This window comes from Limnobacter sp. SAORIC-690 (assembly GCF_002954425.1).
Taxonomy (GTDB): domain Bacteria; phylum Pseudomonadota; class Gammaproteobacteria; order Burkholderiales; family Burkholderiaceae_B; genus Limnobacter; species Limnobacter profundi.
The window spans coordinates 2,066,489-2,091,767 of sequence record NZ_MQVZ01000001.1 but is presented as its reverse complement, the minus strand read 5'-3'; the positions used below and the strand labels follow the sequence as shown (position 1 = coordinate 2,091,767).

Annotated in this window: 22 protein-coding genes and 3 pseudogenes; 13 read left to right on the top strand and 12 right to left on the bottom strand. The window is 53.4% G+C overall.

The annotated features are described in order from the left end of the window. Nucleotides 1-3: 3 nt before the first annotated feature. The gene (gene rraA / locus BSZ31_RS10020; protein ID WP_105028637.1) at nt 4-495 is read right to left on the bottom strand and encodes a ribonuclease E activity regulator RraA; all 492 of its coding nucleotides are present in this window, start codon (nt 493-495) and stop codon (nt 4-6) included. 82 nt (nt 496-577) lie between these two features. Further along, entirely contained in the window at nt 578-1,582 is a 1,005-nt protein-coding gene (locus BSZ31_RS10015) for an AraC family transcriptional regulator (protein WP_146106658.1), read from the bottom strand. Between the two features lie 125 nt (nt 1,583-1,707). On the opposite strand from BSZ31_RS10015, the gene BSZ31_RS10010 reads away from it, so the two are divergent. Continuing rightward, nucleotides 1,708-2,586 carry a metal-dependent hydrolase gene (locus BSZ31_RS10010; RefSeq protein WP_168426928.1) on the top strand — a complete coding sequence of 293 codons (879 nt, stop codon included), beginning with the start codon at nt 1,708-1,710 and terminating at the stop codon, nt 2,584-2,586. A 322-nt stretch (nt 2,587-2,908) separates the two neighbouring features. On the opposite strand, the gene clpB is transcribed toward BSZ31_RS10010, so the two are convergent. Continuing rightward, nucleotides 2,909-5,497, bottom strand: a complete 2,589-nt coding sequence (gene clpB / locus BSZ31_RS10005; RefSeq protein ID WP_105028634.1) for an ATP-dependent chaperone ClpB — start codon at nt 5,495-5,497, stop codon at nt 2,909-2,911. A 123-nt stretch (nt 5,498-5,620) separates the two neighbouring features. Between clpB and BSZ31_RS10000 the strand changes: the two genes are divergently transcribed. Next, the gene (locus tag BSZ31_RS10000) at nt 5,621-6,145 is read left to right on the top strand and encodes a hypothetical protein (protein ID WP_008251809.1); all 525 of its coding nucleotides are present in this window, start codon (nt 5,621-5,623) and stop codon (nt 6,143-6,145) included. 16 nt (nt 6,146-6,161) lie between these two features. Here the strand turns inward: BSZ31_RS10000 and hemW are convergent, their stop codons facing one another. From hemW to BSZ31_RS17575, 5 genes are read right to left on the bottom strand one after another with little or no spacing between them, the layout of a single operon-like run. Further along, nucleotides 6,162-7,466, bottom strand: a complete 1,305-nt coding sequence (gene hemW, locus BSZ31_RS09995; RefSeq protein ID WP_206018587.1) for a radical SAM family heme chaperone HemW — start codon at nt 7,464-7,466, stop codon at nt 6,162-6,164. Between the two features lie 39 nt (nt 7,467-7,505). Continuing rightward, complete coding sequence (gene rdgB / locus BSZ31_RS09990; RefSeq protein ID WP_105029825.1) at nt 7,506-8,135, bottom strand: RdgB/HAM1 family non-canonical purine NTP pyrophosphatase; 630 nt, start codon at nt 8,133-8,135, stop codon at nt 7,506-7,508. A gap of 23 nt (nt 8,136-8,158) precedes the next feature. Then, nucleotides 8,159-8,890 (bottom strand): ribonuclease PH, encoded by a 732-nt coding sequence (rph, locus tag BSZ31_RS09985; RefSeq protein ID WP_105028632.1) that lies wholly within the window; start codon nt 8,888-8,890, stop codon nt 8,159-8,161. Between the two features lie 38 nt (nt 8,891-8,928). After that, nucleotides 8,929-9,960: a DNA polymerase IV gene (locus tag BSZ31_RS17580; protein WP_255411426.1), complete on the bottom strand. Its 1,032-nt coding sequence runs from the start codon at nt 9,958-9,960 to the stop codon at nt 8,929-8,931. After that, complete coding sequence (locus tag BSZ31_RS17575) at nt 9,954-10,130, bottom strand: hypothetical protein (RefSeq protein WP_255411425.1); 177 nt, start codon at nt 10,128-10,130, stop codon at nt 9,954-9,956. The genes BSZ31_RS17580 and BSZ31_RS17575 overlap by 7 nt, the downstream gene beginning before the upstream one ends. Nucleotides 10,131-10,207: 77 nt before the next feature. Between BSZ31_RS17575 and BSZ31_RS09975 the strand changes: the two genes are divergently transcribed. From BSZ31_RS09975 to BSZ31_RS09940, 8 genes and pseudogenes are all read left to right on the top strand, one after another. After that, nucleotides 10,208-11,137, top strand: coding sequence for a YicC/YloC family endoribonuclease (locus BSZ31_RS09975; RefSeq protein ID WP_105028631.1), 930 nt, complete (start codon nt 10,208-10,210; stop codon nt 11,135-11,137). Nucleotides 11,138-11,219: 82 nt separating this feature from the next. After that, on the top strand, nt 11,220-12,122 hold the full coding sequence (locus BSZ31_RS09970) for a hypothetical protein (protein ID WP_105028630.1): 903 nt from the start codon (nt 11,220-11,222) through the stop codon (nt 12,120-12,122). A gap of 70 nt (nt 12,123-12,192) precedes the next feature. Then, nucleotides 12,193-12,840, top strand: coding sequence for a guanylate kinase (gmk, locus tag BSZ31_RS09965; RefSeq protein ID WP_105028629.1), 648 nt, complete (start codon nt 12,193-12,195; stop codon nt 12,838-12,840). A gap of 9 nt (nt 12,841-12,849) precedes the next feature. Continuing rightward, nucleotides 12,850-13,056, top strand: coding sequence for a DNA-directed RNA polymerase subunit omega (gene rpoZ, locus BSZ31_RS09960; RefSeq protein ID WP_008251793.1), 207 nt, complete (start codon nt 12,850-12,852; stop codon nt 13,054-13,056). A 102-nt stretch (nt 13,057-13,158) separates the two neighbouring features. Beyond that, nucleotides 13,159-13,980, top strand: coding sequence for a septum site-determining protein MinC (gene minC, locus BSZ31_RS09955; protein WP_168426927.1), 822 nt, complete (start codon nt 13,159-13,161; stop codon nt 13,978-13,980). A gap of 10 nt (nt 13,981-13,990) precedes the next feature. Continuing rightward, nucleotides 13,991-14,802, top strand: a pseudogene (gene minD / locus BSZ31_RS09950) (septum site-determining protein MinD). 4 nt (nt 14,803-14,806) lie between these two features. After that, a complete protein-coding gene (minE, locus tag BSZ31_RS09945; RefSeq protein ID WP_105028628.1) occupies nt 14,807-15,061 on the top strand; it encodes a cell division topological specificity factor MinE in 255 nt (84 codons plus the stop codon). Between the two features lie 59 nt (nt 15,062-15,120). Further along, nucleotides 15,121-17,348, top strand: a pseudogene (locus BSZ31_RS09940) (bifunctional (p)ppGpp synthetase/guanosine-3',5'-bis(diphosphate) 3'-pyrophosphohydrolase). Between the two features lie 352 nt (nt 17,349-17,700). On the opposite strand, the gene greB reads toward BSZ31_RS09940, so the two are convergent. After that, complete coding sequence (gene greB, locus BSZ31_RS09935; RefSeq protein WP_105028627.1) at nt 17,701-18,258, bottom strand: transcription elongation factor GreB; 558 nt, start codon at nt 18,256-18,258, stop codon at nt 17,701-17,703. Between the two features lie 102 nt (nt 18,259-18,360). On the opposite strand from greB, the gene BSZ31_RS09930 reads away from it, so the two are divergent. Beyond that, nucleotides 18,361-20,079, top strand: coding sequence for a bifunctional diguanylate cyclase/phosphodiesterase (locus tag BSZ31_RS09930; protein WP_105028626.1), 1,719 nt, complete (start codon nt 18,361-18,363; stop codon nt 20,077-20,079). A 1-nt stretch (nt 20,080) separates the two neighbouring features. On the opposite strand, the gene BSZ31_RS09925 is transcribed toward BSZ31_RS09930, so the two are convergent. The 3 genes and pseudogenes from BSZ31_RS09925 to BSZ31_RS09915 all read right to left on the bottom strand — a co-directional run bounded on the left by BSZ31_RS09925 (nt 20,081) and on the right by BSZ31_RS09915 (nt 22,822). After that, nucleotides 20,081-21,220, bottom strand: coding sequence for a chemotaxis response regulator protein-glutamate methylesterase (locus BSZ31_RS09925; RefSeq protein WP_105028625.1), 1,140 nt, complete (start codon nt 21,218-21,220; stop codon nt 20,081-20,083). A gap of 11 nt (nt 21,221-21,231) precedes the next feature. Then, nucleotides 21,232-21,834, bottom strand: a complete 603-nt coding sequence (locus tag BSZ31_RS09920; RefSeq protein ID WP_105028624.1) for a chemoreceptor glutamine deamidase CheD — start codon at nt 21,832-21,834, stop codon at nt 21,232-21,234. Next, nucleotides 21,831-22,822 (bottom strand): annotated as a pseudogene (locus BSZ31_RS09915) (CheR family methyltransferase). The gene BSZ31_RS09920 and the pseudogene BSZ31_RS09915 overlap by 4 nt, the downstream one beginning before the upstream one ends. A 180-nt stretch (nt 22,823-23,002) precedes the next feature. Between BSZ31_RS09915 and BSZ31_RS09910 the strand changes: the two are divergent. Both BSZ31_RS09910 and BSZ31_RS09905 read left to right on the top strand, forming a co-directional pair. Beyond that, nucleotides 23,003-24,541 carry an ATP-binding protein gene (locus BSZ31_RS09910; protein WP_105028623.1) on the top strand — a complete coding sequence of 513 codons (1,539 nt, stop codon included), beginning with the start codon at nt 23,003-23,005 and terminating at the stop codon, nt 24,539-24,541. After that, complete coding sequence (locus BSZ31_RS09905; protein WP_105028622.1) at nt 24,534-25,163, top strand: response regulator transcription factor; 630 nt, start codon at nt 24,534-24,536, stop codon at nt 25,161-25,163. Before BSZ31_RS09910 ends, BSZ31_RS09905 begins: the two co-directional genes overlap by 8 nt. Nucleotides 25,164-25,279: the final 116 nt, after the last annotated feature.

Below are 25,279 nucleotides of genomic sequence, written 5' to 3'. Positions count from 1 at the left end.
CAATCAGCTCAAGGCTGTTTCTGAAATCAAAACACCGTCCTCATCCGCATACACCCAATTGCCGGGGCGCACAGTGGTGAAGCTCAGCGCCACTTCAATGTTCTCATGCCCAATGCCTCGCTTCTGGCTTTTCATGGGGTGCGCGGCCAGTGCACGAATTCCCACATCGCATTCATCCAACTCGAGGGTGTCGCGCACGCAGCCGTAAACCACAATACCCGCCCAGTTGTTTTTCTCGGCCAACTGTCCCAAATTTCCGCCCACCAGGGCGCAACGCATGCTGCCACCGCCATCAACCACCAGCACCTTGCCTTGCCCGTCTTTTTCAAGGGCACTTCGCACCAAGGAATTGTCTTCAAACACCTTCAAAGTGTGGGCTTGCCCCATAAAACTGCTTTTCAAGCCCCAACTTTGAAACATCGGCTCAACAACACGCAAAGTGCCTGCGGCAATTTTGTCTTCGTTGGCATCGCATAGGTCCGTGGTAGGTGTCATAAAGCTCTCCGACAATTTAGTAAATCAATTCAAAGCCAAAATTTAAGCATGAAATTCAGGCATGGAACATGACCATCCGGTTTCAGTGCTGATTTCTGAATTCCCTTGGGGACATACCCTGCCATTTTAAAAATGCGCTGGTAAAGCTGCGGCGATCAGAATAGCCAAGGTTTGCAGCGATGGTTTCAATGTCAAGCACCGAGCCTTTCAACATCTCGCAGGCCAGTTCATGGCGAACGGCCCCCAGAATTTCAGCATACGATTTACCTTCGCTTTTCAGCCTTCGCTGCAAGGTACGGGGGTGAATGTGCAGCACCTCGGCTATCGTCTGTATTGGTTCACTTAGCATACTCAAGCGCGACTTCAAAAGGCGCTTGATTTGTTTTTCAAGGGTTTGCTCCTCAACATCCGGCAACAAGCGGTTCAAAATTACAGCCTGCGCCTTGTGGTGTGCGGAAGGAATGCCGCCCGGCAAAGGCAAATCCAGTGCGGAAGAATCCACCACCAAACGGTTGTTGCCCTGCTCAAACAGCACCGTGGTTTTGAGCACATTCAGATAAGCCGACTCTTGGGTCAACGGCGCGTGGCGAAATTCGATGCGCTTGATCAAGTGTGAACCGGGGCTGAGAAGATGAATAAACTTCAAGACGGCCGACATGGCAGCTTCAACAAATCCGGGCAGGTCTTCGTTCACACCTTCCGGATCGGGTACCTTGATCTCCAGTGCGGCCTCATCTCCCAGGTCAAGTGTGATGAAGTGCAAATTGGGGTGCAACAGCTTGGGCGACCAGTCCAGCACACGCATGGCCTCTTGCGGGGTTGAAGCGCTGGTCACAAAAGTGGCCAACTCGGGCAAGCCATCGAAGTTGAAAGAATCACCAAACACCAGCGGAAAGTGTTGGCTGGGCTTGCGTGCCTCAACCGCGGAGAACAAGGAACTGAAGCACGACAAAGACATGCGCCGACGTGGGTCCCCGCTCATGTCAATTTCCAGTTTCAGCTCCTGCATCACACTGTTCAAGTCAATGTCGCAGCGCCTTGCAGCATTGGCCAGGCTTGCAAGCATTTGAAAATTGATGGTTTCCACCAAACCTCCTGTGGCGTGATCAGATTAAATCTGTCGCGAATTCTTCCTTTTTTGTCATTTCAAATCATATCGTGTGTTGTGGTGATTCGGTAATCTTTATTCACACAATGCAGCAGGAGGCAGTCATGACAACAACATCGTTCAAAGAAGACATCGTGGTCCGGAAAGATCTGGATTTTGGAATCACTGACAAAGACATCCCTCGCTATTGGATGGCTGGCGACGCATTCAAAACCCGCGTGATTGATGGTGTTCAAATGAGTTTTCCGGACGGCGAGCGCTATTTCATCTCGAGCGTGCGGAATTTCAAAGACAAAATTACCGACCCTGAGTTGCTGAAAGCAGTGAAAGACTTTTCCTTTCAGGAAGGTCAACACGGCAAAGTGCACACCGACTACAACAAGCGCCTGAAAGAGCAAGGTGTGCCAGTGGACAAAATGTTGCATGTGATTACGAAGATCATGAACCGCCGTTTGCAGGTGCTTTCGCCTGAATACAACCTGGCCATGACCGCAGCGCTGGAGCATTTCACAGCCATGATGGCCGAGATGTTTTTTGCCCGCAAGGAAGTGATGGCCGGCGCAGATCATCGGGTTCGCGCCATGCTGGCCTGGCATGCCGTGGAAGAAATGGAACACAAGGCCGTGGCATTTGATGTCATGCAGAAAGTGGCCAAAGTAGGTTACTTCAAGCGAAGCCTGGCCATGGCCCACGCCATGTTCAACTTCACCTTACACACGCTGGTATTCACCTGGATCATTTTGGGCACCGATGGTTTCAAGGGCTGGACCCGGTTCAAAATGTATTCGAAAGGCCTGGTGTGGCTGTTGGGTCCCAAAGGGCTGTACAGCAGCCTGCTGCCCAAATTGTTGAACTACTTCAAACCAGGATTTCACCCCTGGCAAGACCCCACTGTTCATAACTATGGGATATGGCTTGAAACCTTCAACAAGACAGGCAACCCGGTCGCGGCTGGTGAAGCGATGTACGCTGCGGCGCATTGATACGTGGGCATTGCGAGGCCTGTGTAACGTTCACTGGTCAACGCAAAAACCAATATTCGCGCTGGAGAAGCCTTGCCCCAGTCACTTCTCTCGACAGCCCCGCCCAACGTGAATATTGCGGCGGTGGCCGTTCTGATCCCGTTCGGAATGGATGCCGCAAACTCTAGCGCGTCTTGCGGAGCCGCTTCGCGTCTAATCCATTCCAAACGGGGAACGGCGGGCGGGTCTTGATCGTCGCGAGTAAGTGACTTAGGCAAGGCTTTTCAGGCGCGGAGTTTAGCGGCTTCGATGAGCACAACGATGCGATTTCAAATAGCTGCACTCAGTGAACCACCCGCTCAAAGGTAAATGCACCTTCCTTGAAATCAACTGGCACCACATCGTTTGGCCCAAACCGGCCTTCCAGAATCATTTTTGAAACCGGGTTTTCGATGATCTGCTGAATGGCACGCTTTAAGGGTCGAGCACCGTACAGCGGATCAAAGCCAGCTTTCACCACTTCGGCCAAGGCTGCATCGCTCACCTCCAGGCGCATGTCGCGGCTGGCCAGGCGCTGCTGCAAACGCTGCAACTGAATGCGGGCAATATTGGCGATGTGTGCATTGTCCAAAGCATGGAACACCACCAGCTCATCCACACGGTTGATGAATTCCGGGCGGAAGTGTTGCTTCACTTCTTCCATCACAGCAGCCTTGATCACTTCACCATCTTGTCCGGCAAGGCGCTGAATTTCATGCGAACCCAGGTTGGATGTCATCACAATGACTGTGTTTTTAAAGTCCACAGTGCGGCCCTGCCCATCAGTCAAACGCCCATCATCCAGCACTTGCAACAGCACGTTGAACACATCGGGGTGGGCCTTTTCAACCTCATCCAGCAAAATCACGCTGTAGGGTTTGCGGCGCACAGCCTCGGTCAAGTAACCGCCTTCGTCATAGCCCACATACCCCGGAGGCGCACCCACGAGCCGGCTCACAGTGTGCTTCTCCATGAACTCACTCATGTCGATGCGAATCAGATGGTCCTCCGAATCAAACAGGAAACCGGCCAGTGCCTTGCACAGCTCTGTTTTACCCACACCGGTGGGGCCCAGAAACAGGAACGAACCCAAGGGCTTGTTGGGGTCCGAAAGCCCAGCCCGTGAACGGCGAATAGCGTCGGATACCAAGGTGACGGCTTCGTCTTGCCCCACCACTCGCATGTGCAAGGCTGCTTCCATTTGCAACAATTTGTCGCGCTCACCTTGCAGCATTTTGCTCACTGGAATGCCGGTTGCGCGGCTAACCACCTCTGCAATTTCTTCGGTGCCAACTTGCGTGCGCAACAGCCTGTTCGGCTTCTTTTCTCCGCCCTCGTTGTCTTTCACGTCGTTCAGCTTTTTCTCCAGATCGGGCAATTTGCCATACTGAAGTTCAGACACTTTTTGCCAATCGCCCTTGCGCTTGAGTTGCTCAATTTCGGCGCGAATGTGATCAATTTCTTCCTTGATGGCCGCACTGCCCTGCACTGCTGCTTTTTCACTTTTCCAGATTTCGTCGAGGTCTGCATACTCACGCTCAAGACGAACAATTTCCTCTTCGATCAGGGCGAGGCGCTTTTTAGAAGCGTCGTCTTGCTCGCGCTTCACAGCTTCTCGTTCAATTTTCAGCTGAATGATCCGGCGATCGAGCTTGTCCATTTCCTCAGGCTTGGAATCAATTTCCATCTTGATTCGCGCTGCAGCCTCGTCAATCAAGTCAATGGCTTTGTCGGGCAGGAAGCGATCGGTAATGTACCGGTGGCTAAGCTCCGCAGCCGCAACAATGGCGGGGTCGGTAATGTCCACACCATGGTGCAATTCATAGCGTTCTTGCAGTCCACGCAGAATGGCGATGGTGCTTTCTACACTGGGTTCTCCCACCAGCACTTTTTGGAAACGGCGTTCAAGCGCCGCGTCTTTTTCGATGTATTTGCGGTATTCGTCCAGCGTGGTCGCGCCGATACAATGCAACTCACCACGGGCCAACGCAGGCTTCAACATATTTCCAGCATCAATCGCGCCCTCGGCTTTGCCGGCACCCACCATGGTGTGAATTTCATCAATAAACACAATGGTCTGGCCTTCATCAGCGGCCACGTCTTTAAGTACAGCTTTGAGGCGTTCTTCAAATTCGCCACGGTACTTGGCACCAGCCAGCAACAAGGCCATGTCCAATACCAGCACACGCTTGTTTTTCAAGGTATCGGGTACTTCGCCGTTCACAATGCGCTGTGCCAAACCTTCCACAATGGCGGTTTTACCCACGCCAGGTTCACCAATTAATACAGGGTTGTTCTTGGTTCTGCGCTGCAAAATCTGAATGGCGCGGCGAATTTCATCATCGCGACCAATCACGGGATCCAGCTTGCCCATGCGAGCCCGCTCGGTTAGATCAATGGTGTATTTTTTCAAGGCCTCGCGCTGGCTTTCACCGTCTGCACTGTCCACGGCCGCACCGCCGCGCACCTGTTCAATTGCGGTGTTCAGCGATTGTGCATTCAAGCCCGCCTCTTTCATCACCTTGGCCAATCCGGTGCTGTCTTGCAGGCAAGCCAGCAAAAACAGTTCACTGGCAATGAACTGATCACCGCGCTTTTGCGCCTCTTTGTCGGTCAGGTTCAAAGCAGCCTGCAGTTTGCTGCCTATCTGGATTTGACCGGCGTTGTTAGCCACTTGAGGCAGGTTGTTCACCTCGGCTTCAACGCCCTTGATCAATACCTGCGGGTTACCGCCAGCCTTGCTGATCACCCCGCGAACAGACCCCTCGCCCTGCTTGAGCATGGCCAACAAGACGTGTGCAGGTTCAACGGTGGGGTTGTCTTTTCCCACAGCCAGGCTTTGGGCGTCGGCCAAAGCTTCCTGAAACTTGGTGGTGAGTCGATCTAAACGCATGTGTGCAAACCCTTCTTAACAATTTTGAGTCACAATACCCATGAACGGTATGTGTGGGCGAGCGTGTTGTTTTCAAGATAGCGCCAACACAAATGACATGCACTATTTTTCAAACACGCCAACATGCAAATCAAACAACTCCAAGTAGCTTACGCGCCCGAGCATGACCGCATATTGATGCGAATCAATTCGGCTGAAAATCAGGAGGTACGGGTATGGCTAACGCGCCGCATGGTGCGCATGTTGATACCCAGCCTGGATGAAATGATGCAGAAGCTGCTGGCCAGCGACAGGCCGCTAAACGAGGCGGGCCGCAAAGCGCTGCTCGAAATGAGCCGCGAAGTGTCGCTGTACTCCGCTGATTTCAAAAGCCCGTTTCAAGACAAAAACACCACCACGCCACTGGGTGCCGACCCCCTTCTGATCACTCAGATTGAGCTGCGCCCCAGTGGCGAGGCGCACAACACCGATCTGGTGTTGAAATTGGTTGCAGGCAGTGGCAAAGGGTTCGAGATGCGAATGGCCGAACAGCTGCAACACGGCTTTGCTGACTTGTTGATCAAAACCTGTGGGCAGGCTGATTGGGGTTTGCATTTCAAGAGTGTGCCCAGCATTATCGAGCGGCCCGAAACGCGCCACTTGAACTGAACCGGATTAAAAGCGCTTAACTGGCCAGGAACATTTCCTGAAGGTCATTCAGAAAACGAAAGCCCAATTCAGTGGGCTTGAACAGGCCAGGTTGAGTTTCGATCAAACCTTTGCTTAATGCCTGTTTCAAAGGCTTTTGCAAATCGCTCAGTGGCCTGCCACAACGCTCCACGAACCAGCTTTCGGGTACACCGTCGATCAAGCGCAAGGCATTGAGCATGAACTCGAATGGCAACTCCCTCACAGCCAGGGTGCGCACCTCCAGTGGTTGCGCCGCGCCCTCCATTTCTTCCATGTAAGCCATGGGGTTGCGGTGGCGGATTTCCCGTTCAATGCGGTTGGGGTAACTTATTTTTGCGTGCGCCCCGGCACCCAGCCCTAAGTAGTCGCCAAACCCCCAATAATTCAGGTTGTGCTGGCAGCGATGCCCGGGTTTGGCAAAGGCCGAAATTTCGTATTGCTCAAAGCCTGCCTCCTTCGCAGCCTTGTGAACAGCCTCTTCAATGTCGATCAAGGTGTCGTCATCGGGCAGAGGCGGCGGTTTTGCGGCAAACAGCGTGTTGGGCTCCAGGGTCAACTGGTACAGGCTTAAGTGCGTGCTGTTCAGCGCCACAGCCTGCGCCACATCGGCCAGTGCCTGCTCCACGTTTTGATGGGGCAAGGCATACATCAGATCAATGTTCACTTCATCGAACAAGGCCACGGCACTGCGCACTGCGGCCACGGCCTGCCCGCTGTTGTGCACCCGGCCCAAGGCCTTCAAGTGAGAATCGGAGAAACTCTGCACACCGATCGACAAGCGGTTGATGCCCGCCTCTCGAAAGCCTTCAAATCGCGCTTGTTCAAAAGTACCAGGGTTGGCTTCCATGGTGATTTCGCCACTTTGTGGCATGCCCAAACGTGCACGCACTGCACCCAACAATTCATCAATCAACTCGGGCGCAAACAAGGAAGGTGTGCCACCGCCAATGAAAATGGAGTACAACTTTCGGCCCCAGATTTTGGGCAACTGCTGATCCAGGTCGGCTACAAGGGCGTTGAGGTAACGGCGTTGCAAGTCCATGGGCAGCGACTCTGCGAAACCCTGCTCACCAGCGCTTGATGGATTCATGTCGACGCGCTGTATGTCGGACACCAGCGGTACACCCACTTCACGCAGCTTGCTTTCCGGCGCCAAGTGACTGTTGAAATCGCAATAAGGGCATTTGCGCACACACCAAGGCAGGTGAATGTAAAGCGCTAGCGGCGGCATGGCAGCAAATCGAAGTTCGCTGGGCATGAAGACACGGCCCACCAGGTTGCCAGCCGTGGTTGAAGCCATGAATCCCGGCTTGCCTGATTTGTCCTCGCCCTGCTTCACTTATGCAACCGCCTTTTTCAAACCCAGGCGCTGCTGAAATTCCTGCAACAGGGCTTGGGTGGCCAGCGCCCGGTGACTGAATTGGTTTTTCAATTCTTTGGGCATTTGCGCCGCGGTGCACTGGTGTTCGGGTAGCCAGAAGTGAGGGTCGTAACCAAAACCGTGCTCACCTTGCGGCGTATCGATTACCTCACCCCACCACATTTTTTGAGCAATGGTGGGTGTGGGGTCATCGGCATGGGCCACCCACACCATGGCGCACACAAAATACGCGCGGCGGTCTTCAACACCCTGGAGCTTTTCAATCAAGCAGGCGTTGTTATTGGCATCGCTTTTTTCTTGACCAAACAAGGTGGCATAGCGGGCCGACAACACGCCCGGTGCCCCCCCAATGGCTGGCACGCACAAGCCCGAGTCATCGGCCAGCGCGGGGCGGCCTGTAAGGCGGCTGGCATGGCGCGCCTTGGTGAGGGCATTCTCAACAAAGGTATGAAAGGGCTCCTCGGCATCGGGCACACCCAGTTCACCTTGTGCAACCCAATTCACGCCCCAAGGGGCAAACAGGTCCTGAAATTCCCGCAGTTTGCCCTTGTTGCCACTGGCCAATACCCATTCGCTGTTCGCTGCCATCGCTTTGTAATCCAACTTAGTTTTTATGCCTGTAAAGCCGCTTTCTGCAGGCGAACCAGCTCAGCAATACCGGCTGCGGCCGAGTCCAGCATGCCATTCAATTCGTCCCGGCTAAAGGCATCGCCCTCGGCGGTGCCCTGCACTTCTACAAAGCCACCTTTCTCGGTCATCACCACATTCAGGTCGGTTTCGCAGGTGGAGTCTTCGTCGTAATTCAAATCAAGCACCACCTGGCCATTGACCACACCCACCGACACGGCCGCTACGAACTGCTTGATCGGGTTTTCAGTCAAAGCACCGCTGGCCACCAGTTTGCCAATTGCATCGGCCACGGCGACCATGGCGCCCGTGATTGATGCCGTGCGTGTGCCGCCATCGGCCTGGATTACATCGCAATCAATTTTCAGGGTGCGTTCACCCAGCTTGTTTAAGTCGACTGCTGCGCGCAAGGCACGGCCAATCAGGCGCTGAATTTCCTGCGTGCGGCCACTTTGCTTGCCCTTGGCCGCCTCACGATCCATGCGGGAATGGGTAGAACGGGGCAGCATGCCGTACTCAGCAGTCAACCAACCCTGATTCTGACCCTTCAAAAAACCTGGCACTTTGTCTTCAACGCTGCAGGTGCACAACACATGAGTGTCGCCGAAACGCACCATGACAGAACCCTCGGCATGCTTGGTGTAATTGCGCTCCAGGCTGATATTGCGCAAGGTGTGGGGGCTTCGCCCGTCAGGGCGGGCTGTGGTGGCATTCATTCAAATTCTCCAGTGCGTGTTCTTTCGTAGTGCACGCATTATGGCGCATCTTCAAGGTCGAGAAACAACTGGGCTTGCCCTTTGGTTCGCCTGCTTTCCTCGGCAGCCTTTTCAAGCGCATCCTCCGCAGGGGTAATCAGATGGCTGGCTTTGATTCCCAACAGGCGGATGGTTGATCTGGCTCCTTTGTCTTCAAACGGAATTTTCTTCAGGCAAGCTCGAGCGGCTTGCAAAACCTCATCCGCTGTGCGGACGGTCAATCCAGTGGTGACATCGCGGGTCAGGGATTTGAAATCCGCGAAACGCACTTTCACGCCAATCGTTTTTGCCAACCGCTGCTTTCGGGCCAAGTCTTGAGAAAGCTTGTCTGCAAGGTGCTCAAGTACCTGCGTCAAGTTGTCGCGTTGCCTGCGCACATGCATGTCGTTCTCGAACGTGGTTTCACGGCTGATGCTTTTCGGTTCCGAAAACAAAGTGACTTCCCGCCGGTCAATACCATGGGCGCTTTCATGCATCCAAAGCCCATAACTTTCGCCGAAACGCATCTGAAGCAAATCGACGGGTTGAGCAGCCAGCTCGGCAATGCTGTTAACACCCATGGCTTTCAGCTTTTCCTGAGCTTTGGGCCCCACACCGTTGATTTTGCCCACCGGAAGCGGCCAGATCATTTCCTGAAACTGGTCGGGGCGCACCACGCTTAGACCGTTTGGTTTTTGCAAGTCGGAGCAGATCTTGGAGGTCAACTTGTTCTCGGACAGACCCACTGAACAGGTCATGCCGCCAGTGGCCTGGGTTACTGCAGCCTTTAATCGGCGCGCCAGTTCAATGGCTGCCTCATAATCCCCCCCGGTTTCCCCGGTCAAATCAATGTAGATTTCATCGATACCGCGATCTTCAACGTTGGGTGCCAATTCCCGCACGGCGGTCTTGAACTGCCTTGACAGGGTTTTGTACCAGTCGAAATCGGCGGGCAACAACACCGCGTGAGGCGCCAGTTTTGCTGCTTTCATGGTGGGCATGGCCGAATGCAAACCCAGTGCACGGGCTTCGTAGTTGGCGGTGGTTAACACACCCCTGCCTGGTACTGTGCCAAGGTCGGGAATTGCTGCCCGGGCAGCGGCTGCATGCCTCGGCGCCCCCCAACAGCCACGGGCAAACCCCGCAAAGCCGGGTTGCGCACCAATTCGGCATTGGCGTAGAAGGCGTCCATGTCCAAATGGGCAATGATTCGACCCGACAAAAACACCCCCGAATAAAACAAGCACCAGCCCAGAGTTTACAATCCATGCACCACCGACACACACGCACAGGCCGCAAATGAGCAAGGACAGCAAAAACACCGCCGCAGTACACAGCATGACAGGCTTTGCCAATACACAAAGCACGACCCGTGCTGGCACCCTGAGCATGGAGTTGCGCAGCGTGAATTCCCGTTTTCTGGACCTGAACTTCCGCATGGCCGATGACCTGCGCATGGTGGAACCACTGATCCGCGAAAAACTGATGAATGCGCTGAGCCGTGGGAAGGTGGAATGCCGGATTTCCTGGGGACGTGCAGAGGGTGAAAAACGGATTCCGAAGGTTGATCTGGAACAAGTCAAACAATTGGCTGCACTTGAGGCCAGCATTCAAAGCGCCTTGCCCAAGGCCAACGGCTTTCGCATTACCGAGGTGCTGAATTGGCCTGGTGTGGTCGAAGACAACAGCCTGAGCGGCGAAGAACTGCAAGAGACCATTTCAGCCTTGTGCGAGCAGGCCATTGATGCCTTGAAGCAAAGCCGCGAACGTGAGGGTGCAGGCCTGGCGGCAGTGCTGTTGGAGAAAGTGGATGGCATGGAAGCGATTGTCAACAGCCTGCTGCCGATGTTGCCCCAGTTTTTGGCCCACTATGAGGGCAAGATTCGGGAACGCATGACCGAGGCCTTCGACAAAATCATTTCGGACAAAGCAAGCCACTTGACCGTGGAAGACCTTGAAGAACGCATCAAACACGAGGTGGCCCTGCACAGCGTACGCATTGATGTGAAAGAGGAAGTTGAGCGACTCCAAACGCACTTCACTGAGGTTCGCCGTATTCTGAAAAAAGGCGGGGTGATTGGCAAACGGCTGGATTTTGTAACCCAGGAATTGAACCGCGAGGCCAACACTTTGGGCAGCAAAGCACACGCGATTGCGCAAACCCAGGCCAGCATTGATTTGAAAGTGTTGGTGGAGCAGTTTCGCGAGCAGGTCCAGAACATCGAATAAACTTCGGCATTTGCAATTGAACTGAACCAATCCGAATACTTGGGCACCCAATCGAACTTTCGTTTGTTCGAGACCTTGCCCAATGACCACGCCTATCTCTTTTCTCAATCAACTACTGAAGCACGTGTTACCCCACGCAGCCACAGACCCGCGCCTTGCCGGTCTGCTTTTGGTCGCCAAAGGGCAGCAGCGAGCGGCACAAGCCTTGTTGTGCCACCCCACACTGCGGATGCAACGCGACGATCTCGCTCAATACCGGGTTGGTCAGGAAAAACTGGCTGATATGGACCTGATCAAAAGCGGCCGCCTGGAAATCGGCAATTCCAGCCAGGGGGAAATTCCAAAAGTCAAAGTGGGTGAGCGATACAAGTTCGAAAACGAGCTGTCCCTTCAGGAAAGGATTGAAGTGCTGTCAGCACCTCAAACCATGCCCAATGTCAATAAGCAGGGGCCACAGCCCCTGCCGGTTACCGCAGCAGAACGGTGCGTGCTTCGGGATTACATTGCAACGGATGGATACTCGCAATGCATGAACGAATTTTTGCGTGGGGAGTTCAAGGGCGCACCACAGCAGCACTCGGATCTGCGAGAGCGCAGCCTGATATTGATCAGCTTTTTGAATGCCCTGCCTGTGCAATCAGCCCAGGCCCAACACAACCTGAATCGCAACTCTCCGATGTTTCTGGCGATGCTGGACGCGGCAAAAACGGGTAAACCTTTCGTTCCCGACTATTTCTTGAGCATGCGCAAGCGCGACGAGCCATCCGCCGCCATGGTTTCGAGCCTTTTTGGTACGGTCAGCTGCGTGATTGAAACTGAGCTGGCCAAAGATGTGTCCGTGTCGAATGCCCTACTGCCCAATGAACGGGAATTAATCGCCGCGCCCATTTCAAGTTATCAAGTAAACAAAGGCAGTGGCTTCGGCGATGAAACCTCCACAAAACCGTGGTTTGTTCTGACAGAGCATTCCAAGCACTCTGAATAAACATGCGGCATGGCGAGTCCACAGGAAATCCCATAGAATCACGGCTTATTGATCCTTGTTCGAGCGCTTCATGACCGCCTTGGCCCAACCCCAGCACACGCCACAGTATTCTGGCAGCCTCTTTATTGTCAGCGCCCCTTCAGGCGCTGGCAAATCCTCGCTGGTGAAAGCGCTTTTGGCCGAGGTTCAGGGAATTGGTCTTTCCATCTCCAATACCACTCGAAAGGCGCGCCCTGGCGAGGTTGATGGCAAAGACTATCATTTCATCTCCCAGCCCGAATTCGAAGCCATCCGAGACCAAGACGGCTTTCTGGAATGGGCCCATGTGCACGGCAACTACTACGGCACATCGCGTTCATGGGTGGAAGGGCAAATGGCAATTGACCGCGACGTACTTCTGGAAATTGACTGGCAAGGCGCCGAGCAAGTGGTGCGCAAGGTAGAAAATGTCGTGTCGATCTTCATTCTTCCGCCAAGCATCGAAGAACTCGAAAAAAGACTGCGTGGGCGTGGCACAGACAGTGAAGAGGTAATTTTTAAGAGAATGGGTGCTGCACAACTCGAGATCGAGCAGGCGAGACGCTTTGATTATGTTATCCTTAACGATGATTTCACACAGGCTCTTTTGGAGCTGAAATCGATCGTCTTCGCATCCCGTTGCCGTTTCAATCAGCAAATGGCGCGCCACGGGGCGCAACTCAAAAGTATTGGACTGTAAGGACACCAGATGGCCCGCATCACCGTTGAAGATTGCTTGAAAAAGATCCCTAACCGTTTCGACATGGCCCTGTGCGCCACTTACCGCGCCCGCATGCTGGCCCAAGGCCACACACCCAAAGTCAAATCTGACAAAGACAAGCCCACCGTGACCGCACTGCGTGAAATAGCAGCTGGGGAAATTGGTATTGAAATGCTGAAACGCGTGCCCATCTAACATCGGGCAAATGCGCATCTCAAAAAGCCCGAGACCGGCACACGGCTCGGGCTTTGTTCGTAAAATTGACTGAAAACTCAGAATTCCCGGACCTCCATTACCTTGAACAAACCTTCCTCAGCGTTGCTGGACATCAAATTTGCCAAAATCAAGGCAGTGACATTCGCCTTGCGCCCCGCTCCGCTGCAAGAAAGTATTGAGGCATTGAAGAAGCGCTTGGGCCCAACGCCCAGTGTGTATTCCGCCGAGCCTGCTGTACTCGACTTTTCTGGCTGGAACAATACTGAACTTAACGAACATGGCGTTGAATTGAAAGCCTACGCGGAAATGCTGAAGGCTGCTGGTGTGCTGTTGGTTGAAGTACGTGGCCAAAGTGAGGCCCTTGAAACCCAGGCAGAAGAATTGGGGGTTCGTTTCGAAACTGCAGAAGCTGATCAGGCTGAACCCGAAGCGGAATTGAAATCAGCACCACCGCCTGAAACACCTGAAGCAGCAATCACCGAGACACAAACGGCGGATGAGTCCGATTCCACAACGGTCAGCCACCCGGCTGTGCCCAGTTTCGACACCCCCCGCCGAACCATGGTGATCGACCAATCGGTACGCAGCGGCCAGAAAATTTATGCCCAGGGGGCAGACCTGATCGTGATGGGGCAGGTGTCAGCCGGTGCTGAAGTCATCGCCGATGGCAATGTGCACGTTTACGGAGTACTACGTGGCCGCGCTTTGGCCGGCGCAGCGGGCGATACCCAAGCCAGAATCATCTCCACTTGTTTCGAAGCGGAACTGGTGGCCGTGGCTGGTTACTATTTAACATTCGAGGGCGGCTTTCCCGAAGAGAACCGTTCCAAACCTACATTAATTCATCTTGACCATGGCACTGAGCCGGCAGTATTGCGACTCAAGGCCATCAACATCCGCTAGGAGACCATTTGTGAGTCGAGTCATTGTTGTTACATCCGGTAAGGGTGGCGTTGGTAAAACTACCACCAGCGCAAGTTTTTCCGCAGGCTTGGCCTTGCGTGGTTTTAAAACAGTGGTGATCGACTTTGACGTGGGTTTGCGAAACCTGGACCTGATCATGGGTTGCGAGCGCCGGGTGGTTTATGACCTGGTCAACGTGATCAATGGCGAAGCGAGTCTGCAACAAACTTTGATCAAAGACAAACATTGCCCCATGCTGTCCATCCTTCCCGCCTCGCAAACACGCGACAAAGACGCTTTGACCGAAGAAGGCGTGGAGAAAGTGATCAAGGACCTAATCGAAATGGGGTTCGAGTACATTGTGTGCGACAGCCCGGCTGGCATTGAACGTGGCGCCGTGATGGCCTTGACCTTTGCCGATGAAGCAATTGTGGTAACTAACCCGGAAGTGTCCTCGGTTCGCGATTCCGACCGGATCATTGGCATTCTGCAAGCCAAGAGCAAACGCGCCAAAGAAGGCGGTGAGCCGGTAAAAGAACACCTGCTGATTACGCGTTACTCGGCCAAGCGCGCCGCTGACGGCGAAATGTTGAGCTACACCGATGTAGCGACCTGCTTCGCGTGCCTTTGCTGGGCGTAATTCCTGAAAGTGAAACTGTATTGCAGGCCTCAAACCAGGGCATGCCAGTGATTCACGCAGAGGAAAATGACGCTGCACTGGCCTACCAAGACTGCATTTCACGCTTTTTGGGTGAAACCAAACCCTTGCGATTCGTAGACTATGAAAAGCCAAGCCTGCTGAAGCGCTTGTTTGGAGGTTAAGGCCATGTCACTACTGAGCATGCTGTTTGGCGAAAAGAAAAAATCGGCCAATGTTGCAAAAGAACGACTGTCTTTGATCATTGCGCGCGAGCGTGTTGACCAGGACGGTCCCGACTTTTTGCCCCAAATGCGGGACGAATTGATGCAAGTCATTGCCAAATACGTCAAGATTGATCAACAAGACGTGAAGTTTAACCTTCAAAAACAAGGCAATATGGAGATGTTGGAAGTCAATATCGTCTTGCCGGACCAGAAGTAAGACTGCACAATAGAAGATCGTAGTTTTAGTTGTAACAGTGGTACAAAATGCGGGGGGCAATGCAAGCCAGAGAACTTCAACCTGAGCCAAACCGACCCGATGTGGTCTCTATCGCACAGCTTATCGGACTAGCCTCGACTTATCTGCCCGAGGCTGAGATTCGGCGCGTTCGCGAGGCTTACAAGTTTTCTGACGTTGCGCACCTGGGGCAGTTTCGCGCCACGGGTGAACCCTACGTAACCCACCCCATCGCGGTGCTGAACTCTGCGCCAGCTGGCGCCTGGACAGCCAGGCCATTCAAGCCGCCCTGCTTCACGATGTGATGGAGGACTCGGGCACCACCAAAGAAGATTTGATCGAGCGCTTTGGTGGCTCGGTGGCCGATTTGGTCGACGGGCTTTCGAAGCTCGACAAAATGGAGTTTTCTTCCCGGGAAGAAGCCCAGGCTGAAAACTTCCGAAAAATGCTGCTGGCCATGGCCCGAGACCTGCGGGTTATTTTGGTGAAGTTGGCCGACCGTTTGCACAATATGCGAACGCTCGACATTATGAGCCCCGCCAAAAAACGCCGCATTGCACTTGAAACCCTCGAAATTTACGCCCCCATTGCCCACCGACTGGGCTTGAACGAAATTTTCCGCGAACTGCAAGAACTCAGCTTTCAGCATGCTTACCCCATGCGTTATGAAGTGCTGAAAAAAGCAGTGTTGGCAGCACGAGGCAACCGCCGTGAAGTGGTCGGCAAAATTTTGGAAGCGGTTGAAAAATGCCTGAGCGACGCCAACATTGATTGTCAGGTGTATGGCCGTGAAAAGGCGCTGTACGGCATTTATCGCAAAATGATCGAGAAGCGCCTGAGCTTTTCCCAAGTGCTGGATGTGTATGGTTTCCGGGTGGTGGTGAAAGACATGCCCGGTTGTTACATGGCCATGGGTATGCTGCACCAACTGTTCAAACCAGTTCCAGGCAAGTTCAAAGATTACATTGCCATTCCAAAACTGAACGGTTACCAAAGCCTGCACACCACCTTGCTGGGTCCGTACGGCACGCCAGTCGAGTTTCAAATTCGCACTGAAGAAATGCACCAGGTGGCCGAAAAAGGCGTGGCATCGCATTGGCTGTACAAAGGCGAAGGCGAAGCGCTGAACACCATTCAAACGCAAACCCACCGCCTGCTGCAAAGCCTGCTTGACATTCAAAACCAAACCGGCGATTCAGCCGAGTTTTTGGAACACATCAAGGTAGACCTGTTCCCGGATGCCGTGTACGTGTTCACGCCGAACGGCAAGATCATGAGCCTGCCCCGTGGCGCAACCGTGGTCGACTTTGCCTACGCAGTGCACACCGATGTGGGCAACCATTGCGTGGCTGCACGCGTGAATCAAGTGATTGAGCCATTACGTACCATTTTGAAAAGTGGCGATGTGGTTGAAATTATTACTGCACCCCACAGCCGCCCCAATCCGGTTTGGCTTGGTTTTGTGCGCTCAGGAAAGGCACGCTCCGAGATTCGGCACTATTTGAAGTCCATGAATCTTGAGGAAACCGTGCGCTTGGGCAGCAGATTGCTGGAACAGGCGCTTGAAGCCGACCAGATCAAGCTTGAGCATCTCACCAACGAGGTGTGGGACCGTTTACAAAAAGACTCGCAAGTGAGCACCCGAGACGAATTGCTGGCCGACATTGGCGCAGGCCGCCGTGTGGCGCCAGTTGTGGCGCGCCGTGTACTGATCGCCATGGGCCGTGCTGATGCGAGGGTGGATGCACCTTCAGGCAACGTGGGTGAAGCCCGTGCGCCTATCATGATTCACGGTGGTGAAGGCATGTCGGTTCAACGCGCGCCCTGCTGCTTGCCAATTCCTGGCGACAATATTATTGGCTACGTGCGCAAGGGCTCAGGCTTGATCATTCACACCGACGAATGCGAAACAGCCCGCAAGCAGATTCGCAAAGAACCTGAGCGCTGGACCGATGTTCAATGGTCGCCTGAAATTACCCGCCCCTTCGATGTGAATGTAGATTTGCAGGCGGTGAACGAGAAAGGCGCACTGGCCACGATTGCGGCCACTTTGTCAGATGCCGGAGCCAACATTACCAACCTGACGATGAGTGATGAAACGGCTTACCGCAAACTGTTGCATTTCACCATTCAGGTGACTGACCGTGTGCACTTGGCGCGCATTTTGATGGCCTTGCGCAGGCTTGAATACGTGGAGCGTGTGACCCGTGTGAAGGGCCGGGCTTTTGCGAAAGTGCGTTTGCCCGTGGCAGACACGGCGACACACTAATCGGCTTGGGTTCCGATCTCTCGCCGCTTTCTTGGTAGCCCACTCGGCTTGGATTTCGCTCTCTCGCCAGAAAACCTGTTGATCCCTTGCTGAGCCTTGCGATGCCTGAGAACGACCCTCCTAAAAAACGGGTCGGGTTCGTTCTCTGTCGCCCATGCTGGGCAACACCGGCCCTGCTCGGCACGCAAGGGCAGGTTTTCTTGAAGGCGAGGCGATCGAAACACCGCCGCCGATTGGGCTTTAAAAGCAGCGTTGACCCTTCAAGTTCAGATCAGAAATCACCCACTCCGAGTTGGCTAAAAACCCCCAGCGCTGACTCTTCAAGTTCAGATCAAAATGCACCCGCACTGGGTCAATCAATCACATACCGCACTTCGACAATTTCAAGCTCATCGCGCCCTGCCGGTGTCATCAATTGCACAACATCGCCCTCCTTTGCTTTCAACAAAGCACGGGCCACCGGAGAAATCCAGCTGATGTGCCCTTTGGCGGTATCCACTTCGTCAACCCCCACTATTTTCACGGTCAGTTCCTCACCTTTTGAATTGATATAGGTGACTGTAGCGCCGAAGAAAATGCTTTCAAGCTCTTGCTGCGTAGCGGGATCTACCACCTCGGCAATTTCAGTGCGCTTGGTGAGAAAACGAATGCGCCGATCAATTTCGCGCAGGCGTTTTTTGCCGTACAGGTAATCTCCATTTTCAGAGCGATCCCCATTGGACGCTGCCCAAGACACCACAGACACAACCTCGGGCCTCTCGGTTTTCACAAGGTGGGTGAGTTCGTCGCGCAAGCGGCGGTAGCCTTTGGGTGTGATGTAATTTTTCAAGCCTTGAGGTAAGGCTGGGGCCGCGTCGGGGCCATCGTCCTCGAATTCTGAATCGTTTTCTTTCGTGAAAGCCTTGCTCATGTCTTTTCTCGTGAATTGCCCGACTAGACAGCCTCTGCAGAAGTGTGCAGGATACAGGAAAGCGGTCGTTTCTTTGCCAATAACACCATCATAAAACCTTCAATGACGATAGAACAGGAAGCGCCCAGAATCATTGTTGTCGACGACAGCGACGACGATTTTCTATTGATCAAGCGGCAGCTGACCAAAACCTGGCACACAGCAATTGTCCGGCACGCCCACAGCGAGGAAACGCTCCGAACAACGCTGGACGACATCGAACCTGATTTGGTGATTTGCGACTATTCCATGCCGCAACTGACGCACGAGAGGGCCATTGAAATGGTTCAGACCCTGCGACCCGAAACACCCATGATTCTGCTCTCAGGACTGGCCAACGACGCTTTGGGCGTGCAGGCCATGCACGAAGGTGTGCGCGATTATGTGGAGAAGTCCAAACCCGAGCGCCTGATTCCTGCGGTACGCCGGGAAATACACACACACCGGCTTCGCCGTGAAAAACTGCTGCTTGAGCAAGCCCACAGGCGGGCGGTGTATTTTGATTCAGCCACTGGTTTTTTAAACCGCCAGGGTTTGGTGAAAACCTTGTCGGGCCTAAGCACAAATTCTGGCGAGGACAACGACCTGTGCCTGCTCAGCGTGAACGTGTCGAGGAACCAAGCACGCCGCCCGGAAGTGGACCCGCGCATTCGGCGCAACATGCTGGAAAAAATTGTAGAGAGAATTCGGGACACATTCAAACAGGACATTATTTGTCGCTGGTCTGACAATGTGCTGGTGGTGCTGACCAACAAGCTGGACTGGAGTGCAGACCAAACCTTGATTGCTGACACTCTGTGCGAGTTTGAAGCCAACCTGAACCGTGTATTCACAGTGGACAACATTGCGGTACGCCCCAATATGCGCCTGGGGTTGGCGCGCCCAGGTGTGCATGGCCAACACGCAGCCGAGTTGGTCACACATGCACAGTCAGTGGCGCATGTGATCGAGTCGCGCGGCTTGGAATTGTTGAATGTTCTGGATGCGGAAATTCATGATCTCGCCAAACGCCGAAAAACGATTGAACTGGGCTTGGCCAAAGGCATTGAAAGCAACGAGCTGGTGCTTGACTTTCAGCCCATTGAAGACCTTAAAACGGGCCGCATTTGTGGTCTTGAGGCCCTGGTAAGGTGGACCCACCCAGAACTGGGCCGGATCATGCCCAGCGAGTTTATTGGCGTTGCCGAAGATTCGGGCTTGATTGATGCACTGGGTGACTGGGTGATTGAATCGAGCAGCAAAAAAGTGCTGGAGCTGCACCAGCAAGGGCACATGCTGTGGTGCGCGGTCAATTGCTCGGCTGGTCAGTTGTTGAATCCGGAGTTTCCGGCCAAGGCTCAGCAAACCATTCGAAATGCGGGGCTTGACCCGAAATGGATTGAGTTTGAAGTCACTGAATCTGCAGCGATTGATGACATGGCCCGCACGGTGGACGCACTGAACAAACTGAAAGCACAAGGCTCGCAAATTGCGATGGATGATTTTGGTACTGGCTATGCCTCGCTGAACTACTTGCGCCAACTGCCCGTGGATGTCCTGAAAATCGACAAAAGCTTTGTGATGGATTTGCTCGAGGACAAAAACAGCCACATGATTGTGAAAGCTGTCATTGACCTTGCGCATGCATTGGGCCTGATTGTGCATGCTGAGGGGATTGAAACTGCAGAGCAGCGCGAGAGCCTGATCCAGATGGGATGCGACAGGCTTCAAGGCTATTGGTTTTCGCGTCCTATGGACCTGGAGAGCCTGAAAAACTGGCTCAACAAGACCGGGCTTCAGTGAGTTAGATGCGAACGGCTGAACGTCCGCCGATTTTCGAGAGGTAATCAAGCAGACGCTTGGCGATCATGTTCAGTGACACCACCTCATCGGCGGCACCCAGGGCGATTGCTTCGCGCGGCATGCCGAATACCACGGAGCTGGCCTCGTCCTGGCAAATATTGTAGGAACCCGCTTTTTTCATGTCAGCCATGGCCTGTGCACCGTCTTTGCCCATGCCTGTGAGCATGATGCCCACGATATTGCGTGGCGAGACTTCCTGGCCTGACTTGAACAGCACTTCCACCGACGGGCGATGACGGTTGACCGGCTCAGAATCCGAAAGCTGACAAATGTAGTTGGCACCACTTCGCCCCAACAACAGATGTTTGTCACCGGGCGCAATGTAGGCATGGCCTGGCAATACGCGCTCACCGTGCACAGCTTCTTTTACAGTGATATTGCACACCTGGTTTAAGCGATCTGCAAAGCTTTTTGTAAAACCGGCAGGCATATGTTGGGTAATCAGAATCGCAGGGCTGTCTTTGGGCAACTGTTCAAGAATGACTCGAATGGCTTCGGTGCCACCTGTCGATGAGCCAATCAACACAAGCTTCTCGGTGGCTGCAAAGCGATTGCCCAATGCATTGTTGGCGGGCGCGGGCTTGGCCACTTCTGCCGGTACCACCATGCCAGTGACCGGGTCAGTTTGCGCCGTGGGCGCTTGCGCAGCAGGTTTCGGTGGCAGACGGTTTAGACGAAAACGGGCGGCATACGCAGCACGAATTTTGTCGGTAATTTCGTTGGCATAGTCGATCATGCCTTGGCTGATGTCCAGTTTCGGTTTAGTCACGAAATCAACTGCTCCAAGTTCAAGGGCGCGAAAGGTTACGTCGGTTCCACGTTCAGTCAATGTAGACACCATCAACACCGGCGTGGGCCGCAAACGCATGATTTTTTCCAGAAACTCAATGCCATCCATTTTGGGCATTTCTATATCCAGTGTAATCACATCGGGATTGAATTTCTTGATTTGATCTCTGGCAATGAATGGATCGGGTGCTGTGGCCACGGTTTCCATGTCGCGCTGTGAATTGATGATCTTGCTCATCAGGTTTCGAATCAAGGCCGAATCATCCACCACCAACACTTTGATTTTGTTCATCTCATGGGCCCTTAGAAAAACACAATGTCGCCATTGACGGGGTCTTTGTTAATCTTTTCGCTGTAGCGCTTTTCCTGTTGCAAGGCGGCTGAATTGGCACTGGCCACTCGCTCAACACGCACAGAACTGGTTTGGGTATTGAAACGAATGCGACGGCTGTGTGGCCCACCCAAATCGGATGCCACCACTTTGATTTTGTCTTTCTGCAAAAAATCGATCACGAATTCTGCATTTCTGCGACCCACGTGCTGGGTATTCAAGGCACCAGTAATATTGGCACCGCCAAACACTTTGGCGCTGAGGTGTTCTCGCCTCGCGCCCATGGTCAGCAAGTCGTTGATCAAGCATTCCATGGCATAGAGGCCATAACGCAAGGACTTGGTTTTGTCGCCAAGGCTGCGGGCCTCAGAGGGCGAATCGGGCAACATAAAGTGATTCAGCCCCCCAATTTTTCGATGGCTGTCCCACACACATGCGGACACACACGAGCCAAGCAAGGTGGAAATTTCAGCAGGTGCCCACGATACAAAATAATCGCCGGGCATGATGATTTTCTTCACTGGCAACGTTGCGCAGTGCGCAGCAGCAGACGAGGTGAGAAGCCCTGTGCTCATGCAGTGACCTGCCGCGGCTGACCTTCACCACCAGTGCCGGTTTTCGCAGCCTTGTCGGTGTTGACGGTGTATACGGTTTTACCACGCAGGGTGAAATAGTCTCGCGCCATGGCAAAATTCTCAGAGTGACCTGCGTACAACAAGCCATTTGGATTCATCAGAGGAGCAAACCGCTTGAGGATTTGCAACTGCACATCTTTCTCAAAATAGATCATGACATTCCGACAGAAAATGGCATCAAAGCCGGGTCGCAGGGACCAGACATTGTCCATCAGGTTCAGCTTTCGGAATGTCAACAATGCTTGCACCTCGGGGCGTACACGGATCAAGCCTTCGCTTTCGCCTTTCCCCTTCAAAAAATACTTGCGCAGGATTTCATCGGGAATTTTGTCGACCTGGTCCATGCGGTACACGCCTTTTTTGGCATGGTCCAACACCTTGGTATCAATGTCGGTGGCCAGAATACGCACGGGCGGATTCATGCTATTGAAGGCTTCCATGGCGGTAATCGCATGGTGTAGGGCTCTTCACCGGTTGACGCTGCGCTGCACCACAACTCAATTCGCGCATTGCGTGAAAGCGATTGCAACTGTTTTTTCAGAATGTCGAAATGATGTGCCTCACGGTAAAAGGATGTGAGGTTGGTGGTCAGCGAATTGGTGAAGTGCTCCCATTCCGGGTTGCTTGCATTGGACTCCAGCGCATCCAGATAGGTGGAAAAACGGTTGTGGTTACAGGCGCGCAAGCGACGGGCCAATCGGCTGTACACCATGCTTTGTTTGCTGGGTGCCAGTGAAATTCCCGCAATTTTCAGGATGAGCTCGCGTACCCGGGCAAAGTCCTTGTCATTGAACTCGAATTCACGGTCGGCATTGTCATCGCTTAACAAACTGCGATTGACCGCTGCGGCGGCCTGTTTTGCACCGGCTACAGCATCGTTGGCGTATTGGGCTTTGGAGAATTCAAATTTCACTGGGGGTCGGTTCATCAGGGCCTTTGTCGCGGGGTTAACACAATTTGGGAGGTGCCCCGACGCGAATGAGTTCTATACCCTGATATGTTCCGATAAGATGAACAAAATAATGCAAGGATTAAAACCTTGAAAGGGCGTTATCTCTCGCTTTGATCCTGCACACAACAATAAAAACCAACAACAAGCGAACAGACAATGAGTGATTCCAAAGGACTACCCCCTTCATTGCTGGACATCAGTAACTTTTCAGATGGTGGATTGAAAGTACTGGTGGTAGAGGACAATGATTCGGACTTTGAGCTGATGTGCTACCGCCTTAAACAAGGTGGATTGAAGTACACAGCGACGCGGGTAGACCGCATCGAAGATTTGCGAAAATGCCTGGAACACGAGGAGTGGCAGGTGGTGATTTCGGATCACAACCTGCCTGGCTTCGGCTCTGAGGAGGCCCTGCGTGTGGTGCGCGATTCGGGGCTGGACATTCCTTTCATTATTGTGTCAGGCAGCATTGGTGAACATGTCGCAGTCGAGGCCATGCGTGCGGGTGCCGACGATTATTTGATGAAAGACAAAATGGCGCGTCTGGTGCCAGCCATCGAGCGTTCCTTGCGGGCTGCAAATGAACGGCGAAGCCTGGCCGCAGCTGAACTGGCGCAGCGGGAGTCTGAGCGTCGGTTTGCAGCCATCGCAGAGAATATTCCAGGCATAATTTTTCAAATGCAATCGGGCCCTTCAATGCCCCGCCCCACCGTACCTTTTGTGAGCGAAGGTGTGGTGCGTCTGTTTGGTGTGCCGCCGAGGTTGTTTCTCGAAAATCCACATTATTTCTTCGAGCAGTTTGAACCCGACGATGCCGCAACCCTTTTTGAGCTTTTGATGGACCCGCCCAAACCTGGCGTGCCGGTGAGTTGGGAAGGTCGAATCAAGAATTACGGCAAACGCGAATCGCGTTGGGTCTACATGAACGCAGTAGCCAAACCTCGGGGCAGCATGTTTGTGTGGGATGGCGTGTTGCTCGACATCTCGGATCGCAAACAGGCCGAAGAACGCTTGCTGAATGCACAGACCGAGTTGCGCCTTGTAACCACCGAGTTTGAGAAAAGACGGGAACAGGAACGCGGCGCAATTGCCCGTGAAATTCACGATGACATGGGCGGATCGCTCACCAAGTTAAAAGCAGACGTGGCCTGGCTGAACAAGAACATGACTCTGGATGTTGCATCGCAAGAAAAACTCGATGACATGCTGGAACTGATTGAACATTTGCTGGCGAGCAGCCAGCGGATCGCCAAGGATTTGCGCCCCGGAATTCTGGACTACGGCTTGATTCCTGCCCTGGAGTGGCAGATGAATGACTTCCAGAAGCGCACCCAGATTGAGGGCACGTTCCAGTGCAATGTTGAAGAACTGGACCTGGACAGCGAACAAAGCACAGCGTTGTTCAGGATCTTGCAAGAGGCCCTGACCAACATTGTGAAACATGCACAGGCCACACGGGTTGACGTGGAACTGTTTGTAACAGAAAGTGAATTAACACTGGAGATTCGTGACAATGGTCGAGGAATCGAGAATACTGATAAATTGAAAGAAACATCGTTCGGCCTTCGTGGCATGCAAGAACGGGTTGCAGCCTTTGAGGGTTGGGTCGATGTCAGCGGATCCTTGGGATCCGGGACAACGGTCATGGTTTCGATACCAAGAAGCATTCAGACAGGTGAGGCGGGAAATGATTAAGGTGCTGCTGGCAGATGACCATGCATTGCTTCGGGGAAGCCTGAAGCAGTTGCTGGATGACACAGGCTTTGTACAGGTGGTAGCCCAAGCGGGCGAATATTCGGAAATCATGAAAGCCATGACTTCCAACACGGTTGATTTGGCAATACTGGACATTTCAATGCCGGGTAAAAACGGTGTGGATATTGTCAAGATCCTGAAGGACAAATACCCTGCCCTGAAAATCCTGATGTTGTCGATGCACCCTGAAGACCAGTATGCAGTGCGCTGTTTGAAGGCCGGCGCTTCCGGCTACCTGACCAAGAATACCGCCCCTGAAAAACTGGTGGATGCCATCCAGGTCATTGCAGCGGGCCGCAAGTACATCACTCCTGAATTGGCAGAATCTCTGGCCAGCCACTTGACTGAGGACTCTGAAAAACCACTGCACGCCTCGCTCAGTGACCGTGAATTTCAAACCATTCGCATGATTGCTGCAGGCAAGAAGCTGAGCGAAATTGCGGATGAGCTGTCGCTGAGCCCGAAGACTGTAAGCGTTTACCGGGCGCGGATTCTTGAAAAAATGCGCATGAAAACCAATGGTGAACTCACGCGCTATGCGTTGGAGAACGGGCTGATCTAAGCTTGCTCGGCCGTTCGTTAACTGCCTGATCATCGGCTTGGGTTCAACTCTCTCGCAGCTTTCTTAATCGCCCAATTGGCTTGGGTTCCGATCTCTTGTCGTTCTTGATCGCCCAC

Coding starts and splice junctions, on each gene's coding strand:
- rraA (WP_105028637.1), bottom strand. CDS start 495: ATGACACCTACCACGGACCTATGCGATGCCAACGAAGACAAAATTGCC.
- BSZ31_RS09925 (WP_105028625.1), bottom strand. CDS start 21,220: ATGAACAAAATCAAAGTGTTGGTGGTGGATGATTCGGCCTTGATTCGA.
- BSZ31_RS09970 (WP_105028630.1), top strand. CDS start 11,220: ATGACCACGCCTATCTCTTTTCTCAATCAACTACTGAAGCACGTGTTA.
- rdgB (WP_105029825.1), bottom strand. CDS start 8,135: ATGGCAGCGAACAGCGAATGGGTATTGGCCAGTGGCAACAAGGGCAAA.
- BSZ31_RS10010 (WP_168426928.1), top strand. CDS start 1,708: ATGACAACAACATCGTTCAAAGAAGACATCGTGGTCCGGAAAGATCTG.
- rph (WP_105028632.1), bottom strand. CDS start 8,890: ATGAATGCCACCACAGCCCGCCCTGACGGGCGAAGCCCCCACACCTTG.
- BSZ31_RS09930 (WP_105028626.1), top strand. CDS start 18,361: ATGACGATAGAACAGGAAGCGCCCAGAATCATTGTTGTCGACGACAGC.
- BSZ31_RS09905 (WP_105028622.1), top strand. CDS start 24,534: ATGATTAAGGTGCTGCTGGCAGATGACCATGCATTGCTTCGGGGAAGC.
- BSZ31_RS09975 (WP_105028631.1), top strand. CDS start 10,208: ATGAGCAAGGACAGCAAAAACACCGCCGCAGTACACAGCATGACAGGC.
- BSZ31_RS10000 (WP_008251809.1), top strand. CDS start 5,621: ATGCAAATCAAACAACTCCAAGTAGCTTACGCGCCCGAGCATGACCGC.
- minE (WP_105028628.1), top strand. CDS start 14,807: ATGTCACTACTGAGCATGCTGTTTGGCGAAAAGAAAAAATCGGCCAAT.
- hemW (WP_206018587.1), bottom strand. CDS start 7,466: ATGGCTTCAACCACGGCTGGCAACCTGGTGGGCCGTGTCTTCATGCCC.
- rpoZ (WP_008251793.1), top strand. CDS start 12,850: ATGGCCCGCATCACCGTTGAAGATTGCTTGAAAAAGATCCCTAACCGT.
- BSZ31_RS09920 (WP_105028624.1), bottom strand. CDS start 21,834: ATGAGCACAGGGCTTCTCACCTCGTCTGCTGCTGCGCACTGCGCAACG.
- greB (WP_105028627.1), bottom strand. CDS start 18,258: ATGAGCAAGGCTTTCACGAAAGAAAACGATTCAGAATTCGAGGACGAT.
- gmk (WP_105028629.1), top strand. CDS start 12,193: ATGACCGCCTTGGCCCAACCCCAGCACACGCCACAGTATTCTGGCAGC.
- BSZ31_RS09910 (WP_105028623.1), top strand. CDS start 23,003: ATGAGTGATTCCAAAGGACTACCCCCTTCATTGCTGGACATCAGTAAC.
- clpB (WP_105028634.1), bottom strand. CDS start 5,497: ATGCGTTTAGATCGACTCACCACCAAGTTTCAGGAAGCTTTGGCCGAC.